Consider the following 23,842-nt stretch of genomic DNA (forward strand, 5'->3'; position numbering starts at 1 on the left):
TGGCTTTACGACGACGAACGGAATTTTTTGATGATCGAAGTGGTGCGCGTGCCGGCGCTCAGCGACAATTATATCTGGCTGGTGCACGAGCCGGCCTCGGGCGAGACGATGGTCGTCGACCCGGCGGAGGCCGCGCCGGCGCTGGCCGCAGCCGACGCGCGGGGCTGGCGCATCACCCAGATCTGGAACACCCATTGGCACCCGGATCACACCGGCGGCAACGCCACGATCAAGGAAGCGACCGGCTGCCTGATCACCGGTCCGGCCGCTGAAGCCGGGCGTATCCCGACGCTCGACCGAATGGTGGCAGGAGGGGATCGCGTGCGGCTGGGCGCGGTGGAAGCCGAAGTGATCGAAGTGCCCGCGCACACCGCGGGGCATATCGCCTATCATTTCCCGACGGAAGCCAAGGCGTTCGTCGGCGACACGCTCTTCGCCATGGGATGTGGACGCCTGTTCGAAGGCACGGCCGAGCAGATGTTCGCCAATATGCAGCGGCTCGCGGCGCTGCCCGAGGACACGCAGGTCTATTGCGCGCACGAATATACGCTGTCGAACGGCCGCTATGCGCTCGTGGCCGAGCCCGACAATCAGGACATCGTGCGCCGTATGGCGGAAGTCGAGGCGGCGCGAGCGCGCGGCGAAGCGACGGTCCCGACCAGCATCGCTCTCGAAAAGGCGACCAACCCGTTCATGCGTGCACGCGACGCAGGCCAGCTCGCGGAAAGACGTGCCGCCAAAGACACTTTCAAGGGGTGAAAGCGTTCAGCCGCAAGGAAGGACCCGAGACGATGCGCAACAGCCTGAGCATTTCCCTGATCGGCCTCGCCGCCGCCCTGATCGGCACCGCGGCGATCAGCCAGACCGGAGACCGCGCCACCGAGCGCGACCTGAAGCTGATGGACACCTGGCTCGCGGGCAAGCAGCCGGGCCGCCCGACCAGCTGCATCCCCAGCAGCCAGATCCGCTCGACCTATTATGTCGGAGGCCGCACCATCCTCTACCGGATGCGCAACGGGACCGTGTACCGCAACGAGCCGCCCGGCGGCTGCCCGGGCCTCAACAGCAACCTGGCGCTGGAGACGCGGAACCCGACCGGCCTGCTGTGCAGCGGTGAGATCGCCCATGTTCGCGACTACAGCCAGGGCTATTCGCCGGGCAGCTGCGCGCTGGGTGAGTTCGTGCCGTTCCGGAAGGTGCGCTAGCCCTTGTAGAGCGCGTCCAGCCGCGCGCCATATACCTGCTTCAGCACGTGCCGCCTGATCTTGAGTGACGGCGTCATCTGCTCGTTCTCGATCGAGAAGGGCTCGTCGGCGACGATGATACGGCGCACCTTTTCGATGACCGACAGGTCCTTGTTGACGCGGTCGACGGCAGTCATCAGCGCGGCCTTGTACATCGGATTGTCGGCGAGCGCGGCAAAGTCGCATTTATAGTCGTTGGCGATCGCCCATTCCGCCGTCCATTCCGGGTCGGGCACGATCAGGCCGACCAGATACGGCCGGCGGTCGCCATGAATCATCGCCTGCAGGATCTCGGGCTGCAGCGTCAGCATGCCCTCGACCTTTTGCGGCGACACATTGTCGCCCTTGTCGTTGACGATCAGGTCCTTCTTGCGATCAGTGATGACGATCCGGCCCTTCTCGTCGATATGGCCGATGTCGCCGGTGTGCAGCCAGCCCTCCTGCAGCACGCGCTGCGTCTCGGCATCATTCTGCCAATAGCCGTGCATCACCAGCTCGCCGCGGCAGAGGATTTCGCCATCTTCGGCGATCTTCACTTCGACGTCCTTCAGCGGCGGACCCACCGTATGCATGGCGATGCCGGCGGCGGGCCGGTTGCAGCTGATCACCGGCCCCGCCTCGGTCTGGCCATAGCCCTGGAGCAGCGTCAGCCCGAGGGAGTGAAAGAAGATGCCGATCTCCGGGTTGAGCGGCGCGCCGCCCGAGACCATCGCCTTCATCCGCCCCCCGAACCGCTGGCGGATCTTGGGCCGGAATAGCGCATCGAGCAGCAGATCGACCGGCTTGTCGCGCCAGCTCTTGCGGCCCTCCAGATCCTTGGCGCCGATGCTGAGCGCCTGGTCGAGCAGCTTGGGCGCGAGGCCGCCCTGCTTCTCGATATTCTTGACAATGCGCGCGCGCAGCACCTCGAACAGGCGCGGCACGACGACCATGATCGTGGGCCGCGTTTCCTCGATATTGGCGGCGAGCTTCTCCAACCCTTCCGCATAATAGATCTGCCCGCCCAGCCCGATCGGCAGATACTGGCCGCCCGAATGCTCATAGGCGTGGGATAGCGGCAGGAAGCTCAGGAAGACTTCCTCGCCCCAGCCGAAGTCGTCGCGGATGATCTCCACGCAGCCTTCAACGTTCTTGAGGATGGCGCCGTGATGCTGCTGCACGCCGCGGGGCGCACCGCCGGTGCCGCTGGTGTAGATGATGCAGGCGAGGTCGCCGCGCTGCATCCGCGCCGCCGATTCTTCGATCTCGGCGACACTCGCGGTGGCGGCGAGCAGGTCGTCCCAGCGGTGGAAGGACACGTCGCCGCCCTGGGGCAGCTTGACCGAGTCCAGCGAGATCACATGGCGAGTCGTGTCGCAGCGGAGCACCGCCGGCAGCAGGGTCCTGGCGAGCTTTTCGGTCGAGACGATCACGGCGGCCGAACCGCTATTCTCCAGAATGTGGAGATGATCGCGCTCGGTATTGGTCGTGTAGGTCGGCACGGTGACGCAGCCGGCAGCCATGATGCCCAGGTCCGCGATGCACCATTCGGGCCGATTCTCGGACACCAGCATCACACGGTTGCCGGCCTGCAGGCCCAGTTTCCTCAAGCCCGCCGCCAGCGCCGAGACGCGCCGGGCGGTCTCGGCCCAGCTGATCGATTGCCATTGCCCGTCCTGCTTGCGCCACAGGAAAGGCTTGTCGCCTTCCTCGCGCGCTCGCCTGAAGAACATGGTGACCAGGTTCGGATATTGCTCGAACTGGCGCATCGTTTCCCCTCCTGCCGCTTTTGCGGCTTATTCCTTCAGCGCCGCGCCTTCGCTGCGGCGGTCGGCCCCGCCGATCCACTGGCCATCGCGCCATTCGACGGCATTGCCCTTGAGCGGCAGCGCGCGCGCGGCAACCTTGTGTCCCCTGGCCTGCAGCGCCGGGATCATCGCTTCGAGCGCCGTGCCCTGCTCGACCGCGACGCCGTCGCCCATCGCGACCAGCTGCGGCGAGATGATCGCCTCTTCGACCGGCAGGTCCCAGTCGATTACCGCAATGATCGTCTTGGCAACCTGCGCGATGATGGTCGCGCCGCCGGCCGCGCCGAGCGCGAGACGAACATGCCCGTCGGGCGCATAGACGATGGTCGGCGACATCGCGCTGCGCGGCCGCTTGCCCGCCTCCACGCGGTTGGCAACCGGCGCGCCATTCTGTTCGGGCGCGAAGCTGAAATCGGTCAGTTCGTTGTTGAGATAAAAGCCGCCGACGGTCAGCCCCGATCCGAACGGACCTTCGATCGTGGACGTCATTGTCGCCACGTTGCCTGCGTGATCGACCGCGACCATGTGCGAGGTTCCGGCAGGCTCAGGCGACAGGGCCGGCGTGACCGCACGCGCGCCGGGCGGCGTACCGGCGACAGCCTTGGCGATGCGGCCATCTTTGCTGATCAGGGCGGAGCGCGAAGCGAGATAGGAATCGCTCATCAGCCCTTCGGCCGGCACGGGCGTGAAGTCGGGATCGGCCATGTACGCGTCGCGATCGGCGTAAGCGAGCCGCTGCGACTCCGCGATCAGGTGCCAGGCCTCGGGATTGTCACGGCCGAGCGCGCGCAGATCGAAGCGTTCGAGCTGCTTCAGTATCTCGAACATGGTGACGAAGCCGGAGGGCGGACCCATGCCGCAGATGCGGTGACGGCGATAGGTTCCGCACAGCACCGGGCGCTCTTTGGCCTCATAGCTGGCAAGGTCGCCGGCAGTCATTTGCGACGGATTCTTGGCCGCACTGCGGACCGTTTGCACCAGCGCCTGCGCGGCGGGCCCGACATAGAAGCTGTCGGGTCCCCGCGCGGCAATGGCTTGAAGGCTTGCCGCGAGATCGGGATTGCGCACCGTCTCGCCCGCCTTGCGCGGCTCACCGTTCGGCCCGAAGAAATAGCTGCGGCCCCAAGGCGTGAAGCCGGCGCCCCGGCCCCGCGTGTCGAGGAACTCGGCCATGCGCGGCGTGATCTCGAAACCATCGCGCGCGAGGCGAATAGCGGGCTCGAACAGCCTGGCCCAGGGCAGCTTGCCGTGCACGCGATGCGCCATCGCCCACATGCGGATATTCCCCGGCACACCGACGCTCTTGCCGCCCGGCACCGCCTCGCCAAAGGGCAGCGGCTTGCCGCTGGCGTCGAGGAACAGCGCCGGCGTCGCTGCCCCCGGCGCGACCTCGCGGCCGTCATAGCTCGTGAGCCGGCCCGTCGTGCCGTCATGCACGACGAGAAAGCCGCCGCCGCCAATGCCCGAGGATTGCGGCTCGACGACGGTGAGCGCGATGCCGGTGGCGATCGCCGCATCGACCGCGCTGCCGCCCTGCCGCAGCATCTCCTGGCCTGCCGCCGCGGCGCGCGGATCGGCTGCCGAGACGGCACCGCCCCCAGTCGCACCGGATGCGCTTGGCGGAGGAGATGAGGCAGTGGCGCAGCCGGCGAGCAGGGCCAGCGGCAACAGCGACTTGAGCAGGCGGGCGATCATCGCGGCGACACTAGAGCGCTCGCGCCGAACCTCAAGCGCCGACCGCTTCGGCGACATTGGCAAAGCCGTCGCGGCGCAACCGTTCCGCCAGCCCGCGCGCGATGCGGCGCGCCAATCCCGGTCCTTGATAGACGAGCGCCGAATAGAGCTGCACCAGCGACGCGCCGGCGCGGATACGGGCATAGGCCTCGTCCGCGCTCCCGATGCCGCCCGCCGAGACGAGCGGCAGCTTGCCGCCCGTCGCCGTGCGAAAGTCGCGCAGGCGCTGGACCGAGAGGCTCGCCAGCGGCGCGCCCGACAGGCCGCCGGCCTCTTTGGCATGCGGCGATCGCAGCGGCGGGCGCGAGATGGTCGTGTTGGCGACGATCAAGGCGTCGACTCCGCCGTCGATGGCGACACGAGCGATCTCGTCGATCTCGGCCGGTTCGAGATCGGGCGCGACCTTCAGGAACACGGGCCTGGGCACCGGCAGCGCCGACATGACGCCGTCCAGCAGTTCCTTGAGCGCGGCGCCGGTCTGCAGCGTGCGCAGCCCCGGCGTGTTCGGCGAACTGATGTTGATGGTCAGATAGTCGGCCAATACCGCCATGGCGCGGGCGCCGGATGCATAGTCGGCGATGCGATCGGCCGAATCCTTGTTCGCGCCGATATTGACGCCGATCGGTCCTGCGCGGCGGGCTAGCCGCTTCAGGCGATCGAGCGCCTGCGCCTGGCCGCCATTATTGAAGCCCATGCGGTTGATGACGGCGGCATCTTCGGCGAGCCGGAACAGGCGCGGGCGCGGATTGCCCGCCTGGGGCAGCGGCGTCAGCGTGCCGACCTCGACGAAGCCGAAGCCGAAGCCCAGCATCTGCGCCGGCACCTCCGCATCCTTGTCGAAGCCGGCCGCGAGCCCGACCGGATTAGGAAAGCTCAGACCGGCGAGTTGGGTGTGCAGCAGGGGATCGGTTTCGGGCCGACCAAGCGGCGGCGTCATTTTCAACGCCGCGATTGCCAATCGGTGCGCGCGCTCGGCATCGATCTGGAACACGAATGGGCGGAGCAGCGGATAGAGCGTCACGCCGCCGCACTAGCATGCGCGCGCGGGGTGGAAAGCCTCGCGCTCCGCCTCTAGGGTCGAGATGAACGAGATCGAGGGGCCCTGATGAGCGAGAACGCGAACGTCCAGTTTTCGGAGCGCGAGGCGCTGCTGTTCCACTCGGCGGGGCGGCCCGGGAAGATCGAGATCGTCGCGTCGAAGCCGATGGCCACGCAGCGCGACCTGTCGCTCGCCTATTCGCCGGGCGTGGCCGTGCCGGTGCGGGCGATCGCCGACAATCCCGGCTGCGCCTATGATTATACGGCCAAGGGCAATCTCGTCGCGGTGATCTCGAACGGCACCGCCATCCTGGGCTTGGGCAATCTCGGCGCGCTCGCGTCAAAGCCGGTGATGGAAGGCAAAGCGGTGCTGTTCAAGCGCTTCGCCGATGTCGACTCGATTGATTTGGAGCTGAACACCGAGGACCCGGAAGCCTTTATCAACGCGGTGGCGCTGCTGGAGCCGAGCTTTGGCGGCATCAACCTGGAGGACATCGCCGCGCCGGCCTGCTTCATCATCGAGCAGGCGCTGAAGGAGCGGATGAACATTCCGGTCATGCATGACGACCAGCATGGCACGGCGATCATTACCGCCGCCGGCCTGATCAACGCCTGCTATCTGACCGGGCGCGAGTTGAAGGACGTGAAAGTGGTGGTGAACGGCGCCGGCGCGGCGGCGATCGCCTGCACCGAGCTGATCAAGGCGATGGGCGTGCGCCACGACAATGTGCTGATGTGCGACCGCAAGGGCGTGATCTATCAGGGCCGTACCGAAGGCATGGACCAGTGGAAGTCCGCCCATGCCGCCGTCACCGATCGGCGTACGCTCACCGAAGCGCTGGAGGGGGCCGACGTGTTCCTGGGCCTTTCCGCCGCCGGCGCGCTGAAGCCCGACATGGTGATGAAGATGGCGGCGCGGCCGATCATCTTCGCCATGGCCAATCCGGACCCGGAGATCACGCCGCCCGACGCGAAGGCCGCGCGGCCGGATGCGATCGTCGCCACCGGACGGTCGGACTATCCGAACCAGGTCAACAACGTGCTGGGCTTCCCCTTCATCTTCCGCGGTGCGCTGGATGTGCGCGCCACCGCGATCAACGACGAGATGAAGATCGCGGCTGCCGAAGCGCTGGCGGAGCTCGCCCGGCAGCAGGTGCCGGAGGAAGTGGCGGCGGCTTATGGTGGGCGCGCGCACAGCTTCGGCGCCGATTACATCATCCCGGCGCCCTTCGACCCGCGGCTGATGGAGATCGTGCCCGCGGCCGTCGCGAAGGCGGCGATGGATACCGGGGTTGCGACCAAGCCGATCCTCGACCTGACCGCGTATCGCCAGTCGCTGAAGGCACGGCTCAATCCGACCACGTCCGTGCTGACGCTCGCCTATGAGGCGGCGCGCGACAACCCCAAGCGCGTGCTGTTCGCGGAAGGCGAAGAAGAGCCGGTCCTGCGTGCGGCCATCCAGTTCCGTGATGGCGGTTATGGCACGCCGGTGCTGGTCGGCCGCGAGGATGTCTATGACAGGCTGAAGGCGCTGGGCGTCGACGATCCGCACAGCTTCGAAGTGCATAACAGCCGCAACTCGCCCCTGGTGCCGCAGATGGCCGAGCGGCTCTACGAGCGGCTGCAGCGGCGCGGCTATCTGATGCGCGAATGCGAGCGGATGGTGAACCAGGACCGCAACGTCTTCGCGTCCCTGCTGCTCGATCTCGGCGAAGCGGATGCTATGCTGACCGGCACGACGCGCACCTACGCCCAGTCGCTGCGGGAGATCCGCCGCGTGCTCGATCCGGAAGAGGGGCGGACGCCGTTCGGCATTCACATCCTCGTCGGTCAACACCACACGGTGTTCATGGCGGACACCACCGTCAACGAACGTCCGACCGCGTCCGAGCTGGCCGACATTGCCGAGCAGACCGCCGCCGTCGCGCGCCGCATGGGGCATGAACCGCGCGTCGCCTTCCTCAGCTATTCGACGTTCGGCAATCCGGCGGGCGAGTTCCTCGAGAATATTCGTGCCGCCGTCGCCTTGCTCGACCAGCGTGGCGTGGGCTTCGAATATGAGGGCGAGATGTCACCCGATGTCGCGCTCAACCCGCGCGTGCTGGCCAATTATCCGTTTGCGCGGCTGTCCGGCCCGGCCAATGTGCTGATCATGCCGGGCCTACAATCGGCGAACATCTCGGCCAAGCTGCTCCGCGAACTGGGCGGGGATTCGGTGATCGGACCGATGCTGGTAGGCATGGAAAAGCCGGTGCAGATCGCGACGATGGCGACCCGCGCGTCGGAACTGGTGACGCTCGCGGTGCTCGCCGCCAGCGGCATCGCGCGGTAGCTTCTGTTCTCCTGCGAAGGCAGGAGTCCAGGAGTCGTGGGCCCCTGCTTTCGCAGGGGAACTGCTGTCCTTCAAAAGTCCGGAAGCACCTGGTCGGCGACGCCCCAGCCGGTCAGCGCCTTGCTGTTCGCTCGCTCGAGCAGTTCGGGGCCGTCCAGGACGGTCCAGCGCGCGGCGGTGTCGAGGTCCTTCAGTTCCTCCCAACTGACGGGCGCGGCGACGGGGGCGTTCGGCCGGGCACGGGCGGCATAGGGCAGGATGGCGGTCGCGCCGCGCTGGTTGCGCAGATAGTCGATGAAGATGCGGCCCTTGCGCTTGGCCTTTGACATATTGGCGAGGAACCGGTCGGGCTCGGCCTCCGACAGCGCCAGCGCAAAGCGGTGTGTGAAATCCTTGACCTGCGGCCATTCCGCCCTGGGGGTGAGGGGGGCGATGACATGCACGCCCTTGCCGCCCGACAGCATCGCGAACGTGACGAGGCCGAGGTCGCCGAGATAGCGCTTGAGGTCGAGTGCCGCCTTCTTGACCTGCTCGAAGCCCAGATCCTCATCCGGGTCGAGATCGAACACCATCCGATCGGGCTTTTCGTAATCGGTGACCAGGCTGCCCCATCCATGGAACTCGATCGTCCCCATCTGCACGCAGGTGAGCAGGCCTTCGGCTGAATCGACATAGAGATAATCCTCGGTCGATCCGTTCTTCTCGCGGACGGGAACATGATGGACATGCGCGCCGAAGCTGCCAGCGTCGTGCTTCTGGAAGAAGCATTTCCTGGCGCGGCCTTGCGGGCAGCGCACCAGGCTGATCGGACGATTGGCGAGCCACGGCATCATGATGCCGGAGACCTGCGCATAGTAGGTGGCGAGCTGGCCTTTGGTGATACCGGAATCGGGATAGATGACGCGTTCGGGATTGCTGATCTTGACCGATAGCTCAGGCGCGGGGGGCGGGCTCTTCGGCTTCTCGGGCACGACCTCTGCCGGCTTCTTGTCCTCGCGCAAGGCGATGAAGCTGCCGTGCCGCACGACATTGTCCGCAGTAAATTCGGTGAAGGCAACTTCCGCGACCAGCTCGGGCTTGACCCAGCGTGCGCCGCGTACGGCCGCGCGCGGCGCCTGGACCGGCGGCCTGTCGGTCGCGAGCTTTTCCAGCCTGGCGCTGATCTCCTCGATCAGCCTTGCATTGAAACCGGTGCCGACCTTGCCCGCATAGCGCAGTTCCCCGCCTTGATGGAGACCGAGCAGCAGCGAACGAAAGCCGCGGCCGCGCGCCTCGCTCGGCGTCCAGCCGACGATCACGAACTCCTGCCGCTGGATGCATTTGACCTTGAGCCAGTTCTGCGCGCGCTTGCCGAGATAGGGGGCATCCGCGCGCTTGGAGACCACGCCTTCATAGCCTTCGCGGCACATCGTCTCGAACAGCTTCTCCCCTTGGCCGATCACATGTTCGGCATAGGCGATCGGCCCGTCGGAGGGGATGATCGGGCGCAGCAGCTCCTTCCGCTCCAGATTGGTCAGGCGCGTCAGGTCCTCGCCGTCGAGCGACAGCAGGTCGAAGGCGAACATGACGAGGTTCTTGCCGCCCCGCTTCAGCGCATCCTGAAGCGCGGAAAAGCTGGGCTTGCCCGCCTGATCGAGCGCAACGACCTCGCCGTCGATCAGCGCGGAACCGACATCCAGTGCCGCACCTGCTTCGGCGACGCCGGGGAATTTGTCGGTCCAGTCCAGGCCGGAGCGCGTGAAGACCTTCACCTTGCCGCCGCCAATGGCGAGCAGCACGCGATAGCCATCATATTTGACCTCGTGCAGCCAGGCGGAGCCGGTGGGGACGGTGTCGACCAGGGTGGCGAGCTGGGGGGATTGGAAGGGGGGCAGTTTTCCCGATCCTCCCCGGGACGGGGAGGGGGACCGCGAGGCGGAGCCTCGTGGTGGAGGGGGCCCCGCGCTCTGCGGCCGGCGCCGAGGGCCCCCTCCACCAGGCTTCGCCTGGTCCCCCTCCCCGTTCCGGGGAGGATCTTTGCCCGCAGCAATCTCTTCCATCGTGCGGCCGGTGGACACCGAGGTCAGGCAGCGATCGACCAAGTCGCCCGAGCCGCCGGCATAATCGTCGTCGATCTTGCGGAGCAGCCAGTTTTCGGTGCGCTCCTTCGGCCGCGGCTTGAGGCGGATCAGCAGCCATTCGCCTTTCATCCGCTCGCCGTGGAGGATGAAGTGGAGATGGCCCTTCTCCAGGTCCCTGGCGCTCTTGCCCTTGATCGGTTCCCAGGTGCCGCGATCCCAGAGCATCACGGTGCCGCCGCCATATTCCCCCTTTGGGATCGTGCCTTCGAAGGTCGCGTAGGAGAGCGGGTGATCTTCCGTGCGGACGGCGAGGCGCTTGTCGTCGGGATCGAGGCTCGGGCCGCGCGTCACCGCCCAGCTTTTCAACACGCCGTCCACTTCCAGGCGCAAATCCCAGTGCAGACGCGTCGCGTCATGCTTCTGCACCATGAAGCTGTTGCCCGCGGCCTTGGCGACCTTGCCGGCCGGTTCGGCGGTCTTGGTGAAGTCCCGCTTGGCATTGTAGCGGGCGAGCGGATCGCGGGCGTTCGTCGCCATTCAGCGCCTCATCCCGACGCCCGCTTCTTCGCGGGCGCGCGGCGCGGCGGCGGCTTCGCGGCAGGCGACTTGGCGGCGGGCTTGCGCGCTGGTTTCTTCTCTTCCGCCTCGCCGCTCTGGGCGCCGGGCTTCTCGAGCGATTTCTTGAGCGCCGCCATCAGGTCGACGACGTTCGAACCGCGCTTGGGCGTATCGTCCTCGGGCTCCGGCTTCACCTTGCCGCCCTTGGCCTTCAGCTTCTTCTGCACCAGATCCTTCAGCGCATCGACATAGCGGTCGTGGAACTGGTCGGGTTTGAAAGGCGCCGTCTTCTTGGCGATCAGCGTTTCCGCGAGGTCGAGCAATTCCTCGTCGGGCTGGGCGTCGCCAATGTCCCGGAAATAGCCCTGCGCCTTGTTGACCTCGTCGGAATAGCGCAGCGTTTCCAGCACGATGCCGCGTCCGCACGGCTTCAGGCTGACGATATATTCGCGGCCCCGCAGCGCCAGTTGGCCGAGCCCCACTTTCTTCGTCCGCTTCAATGCCTCGCGCAGCACGATGAACGCCTCTTCGGCCAAGTCGTCGGCTGGAACGACATAATAGGGCTTTTCGAAATAGAGCACGTCGATCTCGTTGGCGTCGACAAATTGCGTCAGCTCCAAAGTCTTCTTGGAGTCGAGCTTGACCGCCTCGATTTCCTCGTCCTCGAGCAGGACATAGGAGCCCTTCTCATATTCGAAGCCGCGCTTGATCTCTTCCGGATCGACCGGCCCGATGCCGGGCGCGACCTTCTCATATTTGATCCGCTTGCCGGACGGCTCGTGGATCTGGTTGAACGAGATCTGCGCGCCGCTCTTCGTCGCCGAATAGATCTCGACGGGGATCGAGACGAGCGCGAGGCGGATCTGTCCCTGCCAATAGGCGCGTGCGGCCATGTGTCACCTTCGTTGCGAGGCCGATTCAAATCTCCAGCACGAGAGTCGTTCCCTTGGATCGGCGCGGGCCCTAAAGCCCTTTCATGACCGACCCGTTCGACCTGTTTCGTGCCTGGTATGACGAAGCCCGCGGCACCGAGCCCAACGACTCGAACGCGATGGCTCTGGCGACCGCCGATGCTGAGGGGCGGCCATCGGTGCGGATGGTGCTGCTGAAAGGCCATGATGCGCGCGGCTTCGTTTTCTACACCAACCGCGAAGGCCGCAAGGCGGCCGAGCTTGCGGCGAACCCGCACGCCGCCTTGCTGTTTCACTGGAAGTCGCTGCGCCGGCAGATCAGGATCGAAGGCGCGGTCGCCCATGTCTCCGACGAAGAGTCCGACGCCTATTTTGCATCGCGCAGCCGGGACTCGCAGCTGGGCGCCTGGGCGTCCGACCAGTCGCGGCCGCTGGACGAACGCGCGACCTTCGAACGGCGCTTCGACGAAGTGTCGCGGCGGTTCGAGGGCAAGACCGTGCCGCGGCCCCCGCATTGGGGCGGCTATCGCGTCGTGCCGGAGCGGATCGAGTTCTGGCTGGATCGCGCGCACCGGCTGCACGAGCGGCGCTTGTTCGTCCGCGACGGCAGCGGCTGGCGCGAAGGCCTGCTCTATCCGTGACCGACGCGCGGCTGAAAGAGCATGGCGACCAGACCACGCGCGCCGCGCTGGCGAGCGTGTCGATGGCGCTCTTCCTGCTCGCGCTTAAAGGCTATGCGGCTTGGCGCACGGGATCGGTGGCGATGCTCGGTTCGCTGGCCGACACGGCGATCGACCTCATGGCGTCATTGCTGACGCTTTATGGCGTCCGGCTGGCTGCGACTCCGCCCGACCACCATCATCGCTTCGGCCATGGCAAGGCGGAGGCGCTCGTCGCGCTGGCACAGGTGGCGCTGATTGCGGTGTCGGCGACCGGCATCATGTGGCGGGCGGTCGAGCGGCTGCGAACCGGCGGCGAGACGGCGCAAGCGGAGCTCGGCGTGGGCGTGTCGCTGCTGGCCATCGCGGCGACCTTCCTGCTCCTCGCCTATCAGCGCCGCGTGATCGCGCGGACCGGATCGGTCGCGATCAAGGCCGACAACATCCACTATCAGTCGGACCTGGCGTTGAACGGCAGCGTGATTGCGGCGCTCGCCCTCGATCATTGGGCCGGGCTGCGCGGCGCCGATCCGCTGTTCGGCATCGGCATCGCCTTATGGCTTGCTTATGGCGCCTGGCGCGCCTCTGCGCACGCGCTCGACCAGCTGATGGATCGCGAATGGCCGGAGGAGAAGCGCCAGCGCTTCGTCGAACTGGCCAATGCCCAGGCGGGATTTCGCGGCATTCACGATCTGCGCACGCGGACCAGCGGCAGCCATGATTTCGCCCAGTTCCACGCCTGGGTCGACCCGTCGATGACGATCGCTGAGGCGCATGAGATCGTCGAAGCGGCGGAAGCCGCGCTGGAGCGCGCCTTCCCAGGTGCCGAGGTGCTTATCCACCTCGATCCGGAGGGGCAGGTCGATCGCGCGGGCGCGCATGACGAGGAATTGAGGGAGACACCCGAGACATGAAGCTGCCGTTCGTCCAGATCGATGCCTTTGCAGACCGGCCCTTTGGCGGCAATCCGGCGGCGGTGATACCGCTGGAGGAGTGGCTGCCCGACGCCGTGCTGCAGTCGATCGCGCTCGAGAACAACCTGTCCGAAACGGCCTTCACCGTCCCGGCCGAGGGCGACGCCGATTATGAGCTGCGCTGGTTCACCCCGGCCTGCGAAGTCGCGCTCTGTGGTCACGCGACCTTTGCCTCGGGCCATTATCTGCTCGGCGATCGGGACGCGGTGCGGTTCCGCACGCGCAAGGCGGGCGTGTTGACGGTCAGGCGTGCCGGCGACGGCTATGCGATGGACCTGCCGGTTACCGCCATGTCTGCACAGCCCCGGCCGGAGATCGCGGCGGCGCTCGGCGTACCGGATGCGCCGACTTGGGCCTCTGCGACCGATGCAGCGGAAGAAACAGTCATCGTGTTGCTCGAAGACGAGACGGCGGTGCGAGCCCTGCAGCCCGATTTTCGCGCGCTCGGCCGGCACCATGTCATGGCCGTGCCGACTGCGCCTGGCACGGACACCGATGTAGTCAGCCGCGTGTTCGTGCCGAGCTTCGGCATCGACGAGGACCCGGTGACCGGCTCCGCCCATGCAGCGCTGGTGCATTTCTGGGCCGCCCGGCTCGGACGCCCCAGCTTCACCGCCTTTCAGGCGAGCGCAAGGGGCGGTCGGATCGACTGCACGCTCGACGGCGGCCGGGCCGTGCTGGGCGGCCGCTGCGTCACTGTGATCGAGGGCAGCTTCCTGCTTTGAATGACCAGCCGGCAGAAGAGCCGCTCAAGCGCGACATCGGCTTTCTCGGTTCAGCCTTCCTGTCGTTCAATGGCCTGGTGGGCGCCGGCATCTTCGTGCTGCCGGGAACGCTGTTCGACCGGTTCGGCGGCTTCAGTCCCTTGCTCTTCCCGCTGTTCGGGCTGCTGTTCCTGGTCATCGCCGTCCCGTTCGCGCGAGTGACGGCGCATCATGCGAAATCGGGCGGTCCGGTCGCCTATGCCGCACCCTTCGGACCCTTTGTCTCGTTTCAGGCCGGCTGGCTCTATTATGTCGCGCGCGTGGCGGCCCTGGCGGCCAATGCGACCGTGTTCGCGACCTATCTCGCCAGCTTCTGGCCCTGGATCGGAAGCGGCCCCGGCCGCGCGAGCGCGATCGTGGCGATGGTGGCGGTTACCAGCTGGATCAATGTCATCGGGGTCAGGCGCGCGATCCGCTGGCTGGACCTGCTGACCTTGCTGAAAGCCGCGCCGCTGCTGCTGCTCGCGCTCGCCGCGCTGGCCAGCCGCCCGCCGTCGGTCGCGATCGTCTCGCCTGCGCTGTCCGAGCTGGAAGCGGCTGCCTTGCTGATCCTCTATGCTTTCGTCGGGTTCGAAAACAGCGTTGTTTCGGCCGGTGAAACCCGCGAGCCTCGCCGGACCATTCCGCGTGCGCTGGTGACGACCGTCATCGCAACCGCCGCGCTCTACACCCTGGTCCAGCTTGCCTATGCCACCTGGATGGCGCCCGGTGCGGGCGGAGAGGCTCCGCTGGTCGCGCTTGCCGGGCGTGTGGCGGGGCCCGCCGGGGCAGCGATTCTCACCGCCACCGTCGTGTTTTCGCTGATGGGCAATATCAGCGGCGGCATCACGAGTGCGACGCGGGTCACCTACGCGCTTGGGCGTGACGGCCTCGCGCCGGCATGGTTCGCGCGCGTGGGGCGGCATGCGACGCCGGTCAACTCGATCCTGTTCATGGGGTTGCTAACGACGCTGCTCGCGCTCAGCGGCAGCTTCGTGTGGCTCGCGGTCGTGTCCACTCTCGCGCGGATGTTCGTCTACGGCCTCGCGATCGCGTCTCTGCCGAAGCTGGAGGGGTTCCGCCCTCCCATATTGGCGCTTGCCGGCGCTGGCCTCGCGGTCTGCGCCTGGGCGGCCGCCCAGTCGAGCGCGCAATCCTGGCTGACGCTGCTCGCCCTGACAGGTTCGGGCATCGTCCTGTTCCTGATCAGGCGACGCTGACGGCGCTGCTGTTCATTTAGGGTTAAACAAATTTTTGCCGCGCGTGAACCGGACGCAGGGGCGCGTGTTGTGACGCTCGGGTGATCTGCCACGTCAGTCAGGCAGAGGCTCGGGTCGAAACTGCGGGAAGCGTCCCGTGCAGGGAGTGTAGCTTATGAAAAAATGGGTCTTGGCCGCGGCGGCGGCCGTCGGTCTGGCGGGTTCCGCCAACGCCGCGGTGATCACGCTGGAGAGCATCAGCACCAATGGCGCCAACGATTACACCTTCAATTATCAGGGTACTTTGGGTCCTGATGAAGGTCTGCGCACCGGCGACCGGCTCGTGATTTTCGACTTTGCCGGCTATATCGCGGGGTCGGTCTTCGCGCCGAGCCCCGGCGTGACGGCCTCGGTTGAGTTCACCAGCCCGACCGCGCTCGTTACCCCGGGCTTCGACGACGATCCCAACGTCGTCAATCTTGTCTTCACCTATACGGGGCCGGACATCCGCAATACCGGCGGACCGTTCGTACCGCTGGACTTCAACGGCCTGGGTGCCCGTTCGACGCTCGGCGGTCGCGCACGTGACGCGTTCTTCACGCTGACGACGAAGAACAACCCGGACGGTATTCCGGGCGGGTCCAATACGCCGGTTTATACGCTCGGCAACGTTTCGGTACCGGCGCTGGGCAACAACCCGGACGCAATCCCGGAACCGGCGACCTGGGCGATGCTACTCGGCGGCTTTGGCCTGCTGGGTGCGGCGAGCCGCCGTCGCCGGCGCATGGCAGTCACGCTGGCCTGATCGGACCGTAGATCGGAGCCGCCGGAGACATTCGGCGGCTCCGCTTCTGCAATCCAATCTTAACGGTCTTCGGCTAGCCTGCCGGACATGAGACGGGCTTTGCAACTGACGATCGCGCTGTCGCTGACCCTCGTCTGCGACAAGGCCTTCAACCATGGCGAACTGGCAACCAAGCTGTTTGCCCAGACGTCGGACGCCGAATATTGGGTGGTCCGCGCCAGCGAACACGCGGCGCACAGCGTCAGCGGCTTCTGAGGGCTTCCCGCCCTATTGAAGCCCCGCAGAAGCGGCCATTTCGCTTTTGTTTCGGGGTTCCCCTGCCTATATAATCGGCATGGCAACTCCTCCCAATTCGAACTCCTACGGCGCTGAATCGATCAAGGTGCTGAAGGGCCTGGACGCAGTGCGCAAGCGGCCGGGCATGTATATCGGCGATACCGACGACGGCTCCGGCCTCCACCACATGGTGTTCGAGGTGTCGGACAATGCGATCGACGAAGCGTTGGCCGGCCATTGCGACCTGATCCTCATCCAGCTGAACCCGGACGGCTCCGTCTCGGTCGAGGATAATGGCCGCGGCATCCCGACCGACATCCATCCGGAAGAAGGCGTGTCGGCGGCTGAAGTCATCATGACGCAGCTTCATGCCGGCGGTAAGTTCGAGAACACGTCCGACGACAATGCGTACAAGGTGTCGGGCGGGCTGCACGGCGTCGGCGTCTCGGTGGTGAATGCACTCAGCGAGTGGCTGGAGCTGACCGTGTGGCGCGACGGCAAGGAACATTGGATGCGCTTCCGCCACGGCGATGCCGAGGCGCCGCTCAAGATCGTCGGCGATGCGCCGGAGGGGAAGAAGGGCACGCGCGTGACCTTCCTGCCGAGCCCCGAGACGTTCAAGATCACCGAGTTCGACTTCGACAAGCTCGAGCATCGCTATCGCGAGCTCGCCTTCCTGAACTCGGGCGTGCGGCTCCGCCTGGCCGATGCCCGGCACGAGGAACGGGTGGAGCACGACCTTTTCTACGAAGGCGGCATCGCGGCGTTCGTGAAGTATCTGGATCGCGCCAAGACGCCGCTTTTCCCCGATCCGATCGCCATTTCGGGCCAGCGCGACGCGATCGGCATCGACATCGCGCTCGAATGGAACGACTCCTATTACGAGAACGTCCTCGCCTTCACGAACAACATCCCGCAGCGCGATGGCGGCACGCACATGGCGGCGTTCCGCGCGGCGCTGACGCGCACGCTCAACGGCTATGCGGAACGCTCCGGGCTGCTGAAGAAGGAGAAGGTCAGCCTCACCGGCGACGACATGCGCGAGGGGCTGACCGCGATCGTGTCGGTGAAACTGCCCGATCCGAAATTCAGCTCACAGACCAAGGACAAGCTCGTTTCATCGGAAGTGCGCCAGCCGATGGAACAACTGATGGCCGACAAAATGGACGAGTGGCTGGAGGAGAATCCGCAGCACGCCCGTGCCATCGTGCAAAAGATCATCGACGCGGCGGCCGCCCGCGAAGCGGCCCGCAAGGCGCGCGAGCTGACCCGGCGCAAGGGCGTGATGGACATCGCCTCGCTGCCCGGCAAGCTCGCCGACTGCCAGGAACGCGATCCGGCGAAGTCGGAGCTGTTCCTGGTCGAGGGTGACTCGGCCGGTGGTTCGGCCAAGCAGGGCCGCGACCGACATTACCAGGCGATCCTGCCGCTGAAGGGCAAGATCCTGAACGTCGAGCGCGCGCGCTTCGACCGGATGCTTTCGTCGAAGGAGATCGGTACGCTCATCCAGGCGATGGGCACCGGGATCGGCCGCGACGATTTCAACATCGAGAAGCTGCGTTATCACAAGATCATCATCATGACGGACGCGGACGTGGACGGCGCCCATATCCGCACGCTGCTGCTGACCTTCTTCTACCGGCAAATGCCGGAGATCATCGCCAACGGTCACCTCTACATCGCCCAGCCGCCGCTCTACAAAGTCGCGCGCGGCCGGTCCGAGACTTACCTCAAGGACCAGGCGGCAATGGACGAGTATCTGATCGGCGCCGGCGTCGAGGCGATGCGGCTGGAGACGGCGGAAGGCACGCGCTTCGGCGACGATCTGCGCGCAGTGGTCGATCACGCCCGCCGCATGCGTGCGCTGATGGCCTATGTGCCGCGCCGCTACGACCCGACCATCATCGAGGCGCTGGCGATCGGCGGTGCGCTTGCGCCGGACACGAGCCCCGAGGCAAAGGCTGCGGCGATTACGAAAGTCTCGGCCTGGCTCGACGCCAGCGACCCCGACGCGCGCTGGACCGGACGGGTCGCGGCCGAAGGCGGCTATCACCTCGAGCGACTGTGGCGCGGCGTGACCGACCATCACATCGTCGAGGCCGCATTCCTCGGCTCGGCCGAAGCGCGCAAGCTCCACACGCTGTCGCAGGAACAGGCCGAGACCTATGCGTCACCGTCGCGGCTCGTGTCAGTCAAATCGGCTGCTGCCGAAGACGGAGAAGACGCGCCGGCCGATCCGAAGGGAACTGCCGTGAACCGTCCGTCCGAGCTGCTGGAGGCGATCTTCGCCGCTGGCCGCAAGGGCCTGTCGGTGCAGCGGTACAAGGGGCTGGGCGAGATGAATGCCGAGCAGCTGTGGGAGACCACGCTCGACCCCGATGTGCGCTCGCTGCTCAAGGTGGAGATCGCGCAAGCCGATGTCGCTGACGAGATCTTCACGCGGCTGATGGGCGATGTGGTCGAGCCGCGCCGCGAGTTCATTCAGGAAAATGCCCTGAGTGTTGCCAATCTGGACGTATGACGAGGAGAGCGACAATGCGGTGGGCATTGAGCATTGCAGCGGGTGCGGCGCTGGCCGCCTGCACACCATCGGCTGACGACCTGAACGCCAACAACCAGGCGGCTGCCGCGGCTCCAGCGAAGGACGGCACGGACTATGTGGCGCAGGTCCGCGGCATGACGCCCAAGCTGCGCCAGGCGACGTTCCTCAGGGCGATCCGAGATGCGCAGCAAGCCTGTCAGCAAGTGGTCGCCGAGCAGCCCGTGGACGATGCCGAGGGCGATCCCGCCTGGACCGCGGTGTGCGAGGACGGCCGCGGCTGGCTGATCGCGATCGCACCAAACGGCAATGCGAAGGTGACGGGGCCGGTCCCCGCGAAAGCGCCCGCCCCGACCCGCTGATCGGAAGATCGACTAGGCGGCCTGCGCCTGGTTGGCAGCTTCGATCTCGGCGGCCTTCGCCTCGACCAGGCGCACGATATGGTCGATCATCCCTTCATCGCTGACGTGATGATCGGTGACGCCGGACAGATAGACCATGTGCTTGCCCGCGCCGCCGCCGGTCAGGCCAATATCGGTCTCGCGCGCTTCCCCAGGTCCGTTCACGACGCAGCCGAGCACCGATAGCGACATCGGCGTGCGGATGTGCTGCAGCCGCTCCTCGAGCTTCTCGACGGTGCGGATCACGTCGAAGCCCTGGCGCGCACAGCTGGGGCAGGACACGATACGTACCCCGCGGTTGCGGATTCCCATCGCCTTCAAGATTTCGAAGCCGACGCGGACTTCCTCCTCCGGCTCGGCCGAGAGCGAGACGCGGATCGTGTCGCCGATGCCGAACCAGAGCAGCGAGCCGATGCCGATCGCGCTCTTGACCGTGCCCCCGATCAGCCCGCCCGCTTCGGTGATGCCGAGGTGAAGCGGACAGTCCACCGCTTCGGCCAGCTGCTGATAGGCGGCGACGGCCAGGAACACGTCCGACGCCTTCACCGCCACCTTATATTCATAGAAATCATGGTCTTGGAGCAGCTTGATATGGTCGAGCGCGCTTTCGACCAGTGCTTCAGGGCAGGGCTCGCCATATTTTTCGAGCAGGTCCTTCTCGAGGCTGCCGGCATTGACCCCGATGCGGATCGCACAGCCATTGGCCTTGGCGGCGCGCACCACCTCTGCCACGCGCTCGGACGATCCGATATTGCCCGGATTGATGCGCAGGCAGGCCGCTCCGGCGTCGGCGGCTTCGAGCGCGCGCTTATAGTGGAAGTGGATGTCGGCGACGAGCGGGACGCGGGCAGCGCGCGCGATCTGGCGAAAGGCCGTGGTGCTTTCGACGTCGGGGCAGGACACGCGGATGATGTCGGCCCCTGCTTCCTCGCAGCGCCTGATCTGGTCGATCGTCGCGCGCGCGTCGGATGTCGGCGTGTTGGTCATGGTCTGCACCGTCACCGGCGCATCGCCGCCGACCGGCACGTTGCCGACCATGATCTGGCGCGAAGGACGGCGCGCGATATCGCGCCAGGGGCGAACGGACATGAAAACCTCGGCTCGGAGCTTTTGCCGCATATAGCCATTCCGTCACCGAACGGCGATAGGCGCCGCACGATTCCAGTGGAGGCCGATCGTGCCCAATGTCCTGATTACCGGTGCCGGTCGCGGCATCGGCCTCGAATTCGTCCGCCAATATGCCGCGGACGGCTGGGATGTGATCGCGTCCGCACGCCGGCCCCAGGAAGCGGATGCGCTGCTGGCGACCGGCGCGGAGGTCTTCGCGCTGGATGCGGCGGATCCCCAGAGCATTGCCGCGCTCGCCGAGCAGATCGGCTCGCGTGCCATCGATGTGCTGATCGCCAATGCGGGCATTTATCCGCAGGGGCTGGATGTGGAAGGCTGGCTGCAGGCCTTTGCCACCAACAGCATCGGACCCACGCTCCTGGCCAACGCGCTGCGGGCCAATGTGGCGGCGAGCAGCCAGCGCAAGATGGTGGCGATCAGCAGCCGCATGGGCAGCATCGCCGACAACAGCTCAGGGGGCGCGATCGCCTATCGTTCCTCCAAGGCCGCGCTGAACGCTGCCTGGCATTCGCTTGCGCTGGAGCTGCGGAAGGAAGGAATCTGCATGGCGGTGCTGCACCCCGGCTGGGTGCAGACCGATATGGGCGGCGCCGGTGCGATGATCGACGCGCAGACCAGCGTCAGCGGCCTGCGACAGGTGATCGCCGGCCTATCGATCGAGCAGACCGGCCGCTTCTTCAATTATGACGGGCAGGAGCTGCCCTGGTGAAGACCGTCGCGGACTGGACGCTGGTCGTGCATGGCGGCGCCGGCATCATCGAGCAGGGCAACCTCAACCCCGAAGAGGAGCGGAGCATCCGCGAAGCCCTCTCCCGGGCGCTCGAGGCGGGAGCGGCAATCCTGCGCGAAGGCGGCGCGGCGCTCGACGCGGCCGAAGCGGCGGTCCGGGTGCTGGAGGACGATCCGAACTTCAACGCCGGCCGCGGATCGGTGTTCACCTATGACGGCGCGATCGAGATGGATGCGGCGGTGATGGACGGCCGCACCCGCGATGCCGGCGCCGTGACTGGCGTGACGCGCACGCGCAATCCGGTGACGCTTGCCCGCCGCGTGATGGAGGACAGCCCGCATGTGCTGCTCAGCCGCGACGGTGCCGATACCTTTTCCCGCGAGCAAGGGCTGGAGCAGGCAGATGCCGACTGGTTCGCGATCGCCGAGCGGCGCCGGCAGCTCGACGAGCTGAAGGCACAAGGCGACGCCTATTTCGACGCCAGGATGAAATACGGCACGGTCGGTGCGGTGGCGCGCGACAGGTTCGGGCATCTCGCTGCCGCCACTTCGACCGGCGGCATCACCGGCAAGCGCTGGGGACGGATCGGCGACTCGCCGCTGATCGGCGCCGGCACCTATGCCGATGACCGCGCCGGCGCGGTGTCGGCGACCGGTTCCGGCGAATATTTCATCCGCGCCGTGGTCGCGCACGAAATCTGCGCGCGGGCGCGCATCGCTGACGAAGGCGTGCTCTCTGCCTCTCGCGCGGTGATGAAGGACGTCGGTGCGCTGGGCGGTACCGGCGGCGTCATCGTCGTCGGACCCGACGGGACCGGCGGCTGGGCATTCAACTCGGCCGGCATGTACCGGGGCAAGGTCAGCAGCGAATCCGATCCGGTGGTGGCCATATACGGCGACGAGTGATGCGATACGTGCTTGCGCTCATGCTCGCGCTTGCCCCGACGAGCGCTCGAGCCTGGTGGGACTATGGCCACAAGACCGTAGCCGCGATCGCCTGGGCCGAGGTGAAGCCCGCCACGCGGGCCAAGCTCCGCACCTTGCTCGCGCGGTCGGCGCTCTTGGAGACACCGATGTGCCCCGCCCGGACGCTGGAGGAGGCGAGCGTCTGGGCTGATTGCGTTAAACCAGGCGAGCGGTTCAGCTACGCCTTCCCGTGGCACTTCCAGAATATCGACATCTGCAGGCCGTTCGAGCTGAAAGCAGCCTGTCTTTATGGCAACTGCGTCTCGGCCCAAGTGTCGCGCAACGCCAAGCTGCTTGCCGACAAATCACTGCCGGTGCGGGAGCGGGTGCAGGCCATGGCCTTCCTCGTTCACTTTGTCGGCGACTTGCACCAGCCGCTGCACGCGGCGGATCGCGGGGATCAAGGCGGTAGTCGCACGGACGCCACCTATGGCATCGTGCCGATCAAGAACCTCCATTTGGTCTGGGACGGCTATCTCGCCGAACGCGCCATCTCCACGCCAGCGGCCGAGGCAAAGGGGCTGCTCAGTGAAGCGCGGCCCATGGACCGGGCACGACTGGCGTCGGGGACGGTGGAGGACTGGTCGCGAGAGAGCTGGGACGCGGCTCGCCGGATCGCCTATGGTGTCGGCGCGGGCGACCCCTGCGCCGAGCGCGGCGGCCGGGTCGTTCTGGACGACGATCAGATCCGTGCTGCCATTCCCGAGGTGCGCGCGATGATCCTCCGGGCCGGGCTGCGCCTCGCCCATATGCTGGACGTGGCGTTCAGCTAGAGCGTTTGCGCATCAGGCCTTCCTGCGTCACGCTGGCGACCAAGCGCCCGTCGCGCGTGTAGATGCTGCCGCGATTGAAGCCGCGCCCGCGTCCACTCCAAGGCGCGTCCATCGCGTAGAGCAGCCATTCATCGACGCGGACTTCGTCGTGAAGCCAGATGGCGTGATCCAGGCTCGCGGTCTGGATGCCGGGCTGATTCCAGCTGAGGCCGTGCGGGCGCATGGTGGTACCGAGCAGATACATGTCGCTGGCCCACGCCAGCATCGCACGATGCATCTCCGGCCCGCCGCTCACCGGCGCCACGGCCTTGAACCAGACATTCTGGACCGGCTCCTGCGGCTGGTCCTCCAGCGGCGACCAGGGCGAGGCGTGGCGCGTTTCGAAGGGGCGGGGCCGGACGAAGAACTCGCGCAGCCGCTCGGGCACGCGCTCCGCGACCTTCAGCCGCTCTTCGGCTTCGGAGGGAAGCTCTTCGGGCGGGGCCACATCGGGCATCGCGAACTGATGCGCCAGGCCGGGCTCCAGCTTCTGGAAGGACGCGGCCATGTTGAGGATCGGCTCACCCTTCTGAAATGCGACGATCCGCCGCGTCGAGAAGCTGCCGCCGTCGTGGTCGCGATTGACGCGGTAGATGATCGGCACCTCTTCATCGCCCGGACGCATGAAATAGGCGTGGAGCGAATGCGGCACGCGCTCGGCGTCGGTAGACCTTACTGCGGCCATCAACGCCTGCGCGATCACCTGACCGCCGAAGACACGACCCCGTCCCTCCGGCTGGCGCGCCCCGCGAAACAGGTCGCGGTCGAGCTCCTCAACCGTCAACAGCCGCTCGAGCTGTTCGATCATGCCGGCGGGCTCGGTTGCGCGCTGTTCGTCCATTGTGTTCCAATCTGGTTTGGGCTGAGCTTGTCCAAGCCCTCCCTTGCCCTTGCAGGGCCCTAGAAAGAAAGGGAGGCCTTCGACAAGCTCAGGCCAAACCGGCCTG

At 66.5% G+C, this 23,842-nt stretch carries 21 protein-coding genes; 14 read left to right on the forward strand and 7 right to left on the reverse strand.

The genetic code is table 11. The features are described from left to right. The first annotated feature begins 30 nt into the window (after window positions 1–30). Window positions 31–759, forward strand: a complete 729-nt coding sequence (gloB, locus tag HJG53_RS11235; RefSeq protein ID WP_171130536.1) for a hydroxyacylglutathione hydrolase — start codon at window positions 31–33, stop codon at window positions 757–759. Window positions 760–791: 32 nt separating this feature from the next. Then, window positions 792–1,205, forward strand: coding sequence for a hypothetical protein (locus HJG53_RS11240; RefSeq protein WP_171130538.1), 414 nt, complete (start codon window positions 792–794; stop codon window positions 1,203–1,205). Here the strand turns inward: HJG53_RS11240 and HJG53_RS11245 are convergent. The 3 genes from HJG53_RS11245 to HJG53_RS11255 are packed head-to-tail and all read right to left on the reverse strand — an operon-like array spanning window position 1,202 to window position 5,786. Beyond that, window positions 1,202–2,992: a long-chain fatty acid--CoA ligase gene (locus HJG53_RS11245; RefSeq protein ID WP_171130540.1), complete on the reverse strand. Its 1,791-nt coding sequence runs from the start codon at window positions 2,990–2,992 to the stop codon at window positions 1,202–1,204. The genes HJG53_RS11240 and HJG53_RS11245 overlap by 4 nt on opposite strands. 27 nt (window positions 2,993–3,019) lie before the next feature. After that, the gene (gene ggt, locus HJG53_RS11250; protein WP_171130744.1) at window positions 3,020–4,726 is read right to left on the reverse strand and encodes a gamma-glutamyltransferase; all 1,707 of its coding nucleotides are present in this window, start codon (window positions 4,724–4,726) and stop codon (window positions 3,020–3,022) included. A gap of 31 nt (window positions 4,727–4,757) precedes the next feature. After that, window positions 4,758–5,786, reverse strand: coding sequence for a quinone-dependent dihydroorotate dehydrogenase (locus HJG53_RS11255; RefSeq protein ID WP_171130541.1), 1,029 nt, complete (start codon window positions 5,784–5,786; stop codon window positions 4,758–4,760). A gap of 84 nt (window positions 5,787–5,870) precedes the next feature. Here HJG53_RS11255 and HJG53_RS11260 point away from each other — a divergent pair, with 84 nt between their 5' ends. After that, on the forward strand, window positions 5,871–8,135 hold the full coding sequence (locus HJG53_RS11260) for an NADP-dependent malic enzyme (protein ID WP_171130544.1): 2,265 nt from the start codon (window positions 5,871–5,873) through the stop codon (window positions 8,133–8,135). Window positions 8,136–8,206: 71 nt separating this feature from the next. Here HJG53_RS11260 and ligD read toward each other — a convergent pair whose 3' ends face one another. Further along, entirely contained in the window at window positions 8,207–10,732 is a 2,526-nt protein-coding gene (gene ligD, locus HJG53_RS11265; RefSeq protein ID WP_171130546.1) for a DNA ligase D, read from the reverse strand. A gap of 8 nt (window positions 10,733–10,740) precedes the next feature. Beyond that, a complete protein-coding gene (locus HJG53_RS11270; protein ID WP_171130548.1) occupies window positions 10,741–11,646 on the reverse strand; it encodes a Ku protein in 906 nt (301 codons plus the stop codon). A gap of 83 nt (window positions 11,647–11,729) precedes the next feature. Here HJG53_RS11270 and pdxH point away from each other — a divergent pair, with 83 nt between their 5' ends. The 8 genes from pdxH to HJG53_RS11310 all read left to right on the forward strand — a co-directional run bounded on the left by pdxH (window position 11,730) and on the right by HJG53_RS11310 (window position 19,221). Continuing rightward, the gene (gene pdxH / locus HJG53_RS11275) at window positions 11,730–12,305 is read left to right on the forward strand and encodes a pyridoxamine 5'-phosphate oxidase (protein ID WP_171130549.1); all 576 of its coding nucleotides are present in this window, start codon (window positions 11,730–11,732) and stop codon (window positions 12,303–12,305) included. Next, entirely contained in the window at window positions 12,302–13,237 is a 936-nt protein-coding gene (locus HJG53_RS11280; RefSeq protein ID WP_368039567.1) for a cation diffusion facilitator family transporter, read from the forward strand. Before pdxH ends, HJG53_RS11280 begins: the two co-directional genes overlap by 4 nt. After that, entirely contained in the window at window positions 13,234–14,022 is a 789-nt protein-coding gene (locus HJG53_RS11285) for a PhzF family phenazine biosynthesis protein (protein WP_171130551.1), read from the forward strand. The genes HJG53_RS11280 and HJG53_RS11285 overlap by 4 nt, the downstream gene beginning before the upstream one ends. Continuing rightward, complete coding sequence (locus tag HJG53_RS11290; RefSeq protein ID WP_171130553.1) at window positions 14,019–15,260, forward strand: APC family permease; 1,242 nt, start codon at window positions 14,019–14,021, stop codon at window positions 15,258–15,260. Before HJG53_RS11285 ends, HJG53_RS11290 begins: the two co-directional genes overlap by 4 nt. Before the next feature lie 154 nt (window positions 15,261–15,414). Continuing rightward, window positions 15,415–16,044, forward strand: coding sequence for a PEPxxWA-CTERM sorting domain-containing protein (locus tag HJG53_RS11295; RefSeq protein WP_171130555.1), 630 nt, complete (start codon window positions 15,415–15,417; stop codon window positions 16,042–16,044). Between the two features lie 87 nt (window positions 16,045–16,131). Further along, window positions 16,132–16,299, forward strand: a complete 168-nt coding sequence (locus HJG53_RS11300) for a hypothetical protein (protein ID WP_217352763.1) — start codon at window positions 16,132–16,134, stop codon at window positions 16,297–16,299. A 79-nt stretch (window positions 16,300–16,378) separates the two neighbouring features. Continuing rightward, window positions 16,379–18,841: a DNA topoisomerase (ATP-hydrolyzing) subunit B gene (gene gyrB, locus HJG53_RS11305; protein WP_171130559.1), complete on the forward strand. Its 2,463-nt coding sequence runs from the start codon at window positions 16,379–16,381 to the stop codon at window positions 18,839–18,841. Between the two features lie 14 nt (window positions 18,842–18,855). After that, entirely contained in the window at window positions 18,856–19,221 is a 366-nt protein-coding gene (locus tag HJG53_RS11310) for a hypothetical protein (protein ID WP_171130561.1), read from the forward strand. A gap of 12 nt (window positions 19,222–19,233) precedes the next feature. Here HJG53_RS11310 and ispG read toward each other — a convergent pair whose 3' ends face one another. Then, window positions 19,234–20,349, reverse strand: a complete 1,116-nt coding sequence (gene ispG, locus HJG53_RS11315; protein ID WP_171130563.1) for a flavodoxin-dependent (E)-4-hydroxy-3-methylbut-2-enyl-diphosphate synthase — start codon at window positions 20,347–20,349, stop codon at window positions 19,234–19,236. Window positions 20,350–20,437: 88 nt separating this feature from the next. Between ispG and HJG53_RS11320 the strand changes: the two genes are divergently transcribed. The 3 genes from HJG53_RS11320 to HJG53_RS11330 are packed head-to-tail and all read left to right on the forward strand — an operon-like array spanning window position 20,438 to window position 22,856. Continuing rightward, complete coding sequence (locus HJG53_RS11320; RefSeq protein ID WP_171130565.1) at window positions 20,438–21,097, forward strand: SDR family oxidoreductase; 660 nt, start codon at window positions 20,438–20,440, stop codon at window positions 21,095–21,097. Next, a complete protein-coding gene (locus HJG53_RS11325; protein ID WP_171130567.1) occupies window positions 21,094–22,023 on the forward strand; it encodes an isoaspartyl peptidase/L-asparaginase in 930 nt (309 codons plus the stop codon). The genes HJG53_RS11320 and HJG53_RS11325 overlap by 4 nt, the downstream gene beginning before the upstream one ends. Beyond that, complete coding sequence (locus HJG53_RS11330) at window positions 22,023–22,856, forward strand: S1/P1 nuclease (RefSeq protein ID WP_171130569.1); 834 nt, start codon at window positions 22,023–22,025, stop codon at window positions 22,854–22,856. Before HJG53_RS11325 ends, HJG53_RS11330 begins: the two co-directional genes overlap by 1 nt. Here the strand turns inward: HJG53_RS11330 and HJG53_RS11335 are convergent. Further along, on the reverse strand, window positions 22,849–23,736 hold the full coding sequence (locus tag HJG53_RS11335; protein ID WP_171130571.1) for an acyl-CoA thioesterase II: 888 nt from the start codon (window positions 23,734–23,736) through the stop codon (window positions 22,849–22,851). The two genes, HJG53_RS11330 and HJG53_RS11335, sit on opposite strands and share 8 nt — an antisense overlap. Window positions 23,737–23,842: the final 106 nt, after the last annotated feature.

The organism is Sphingomonas sp. ID1715 (assembly GCF_013044515.1).
Classification (GTDB): Bacteria; Pseudomonadota; Alphaproteobacteria; order Sphingomonadales; family Sphingomonadaceae; genus Sphingomonas_B.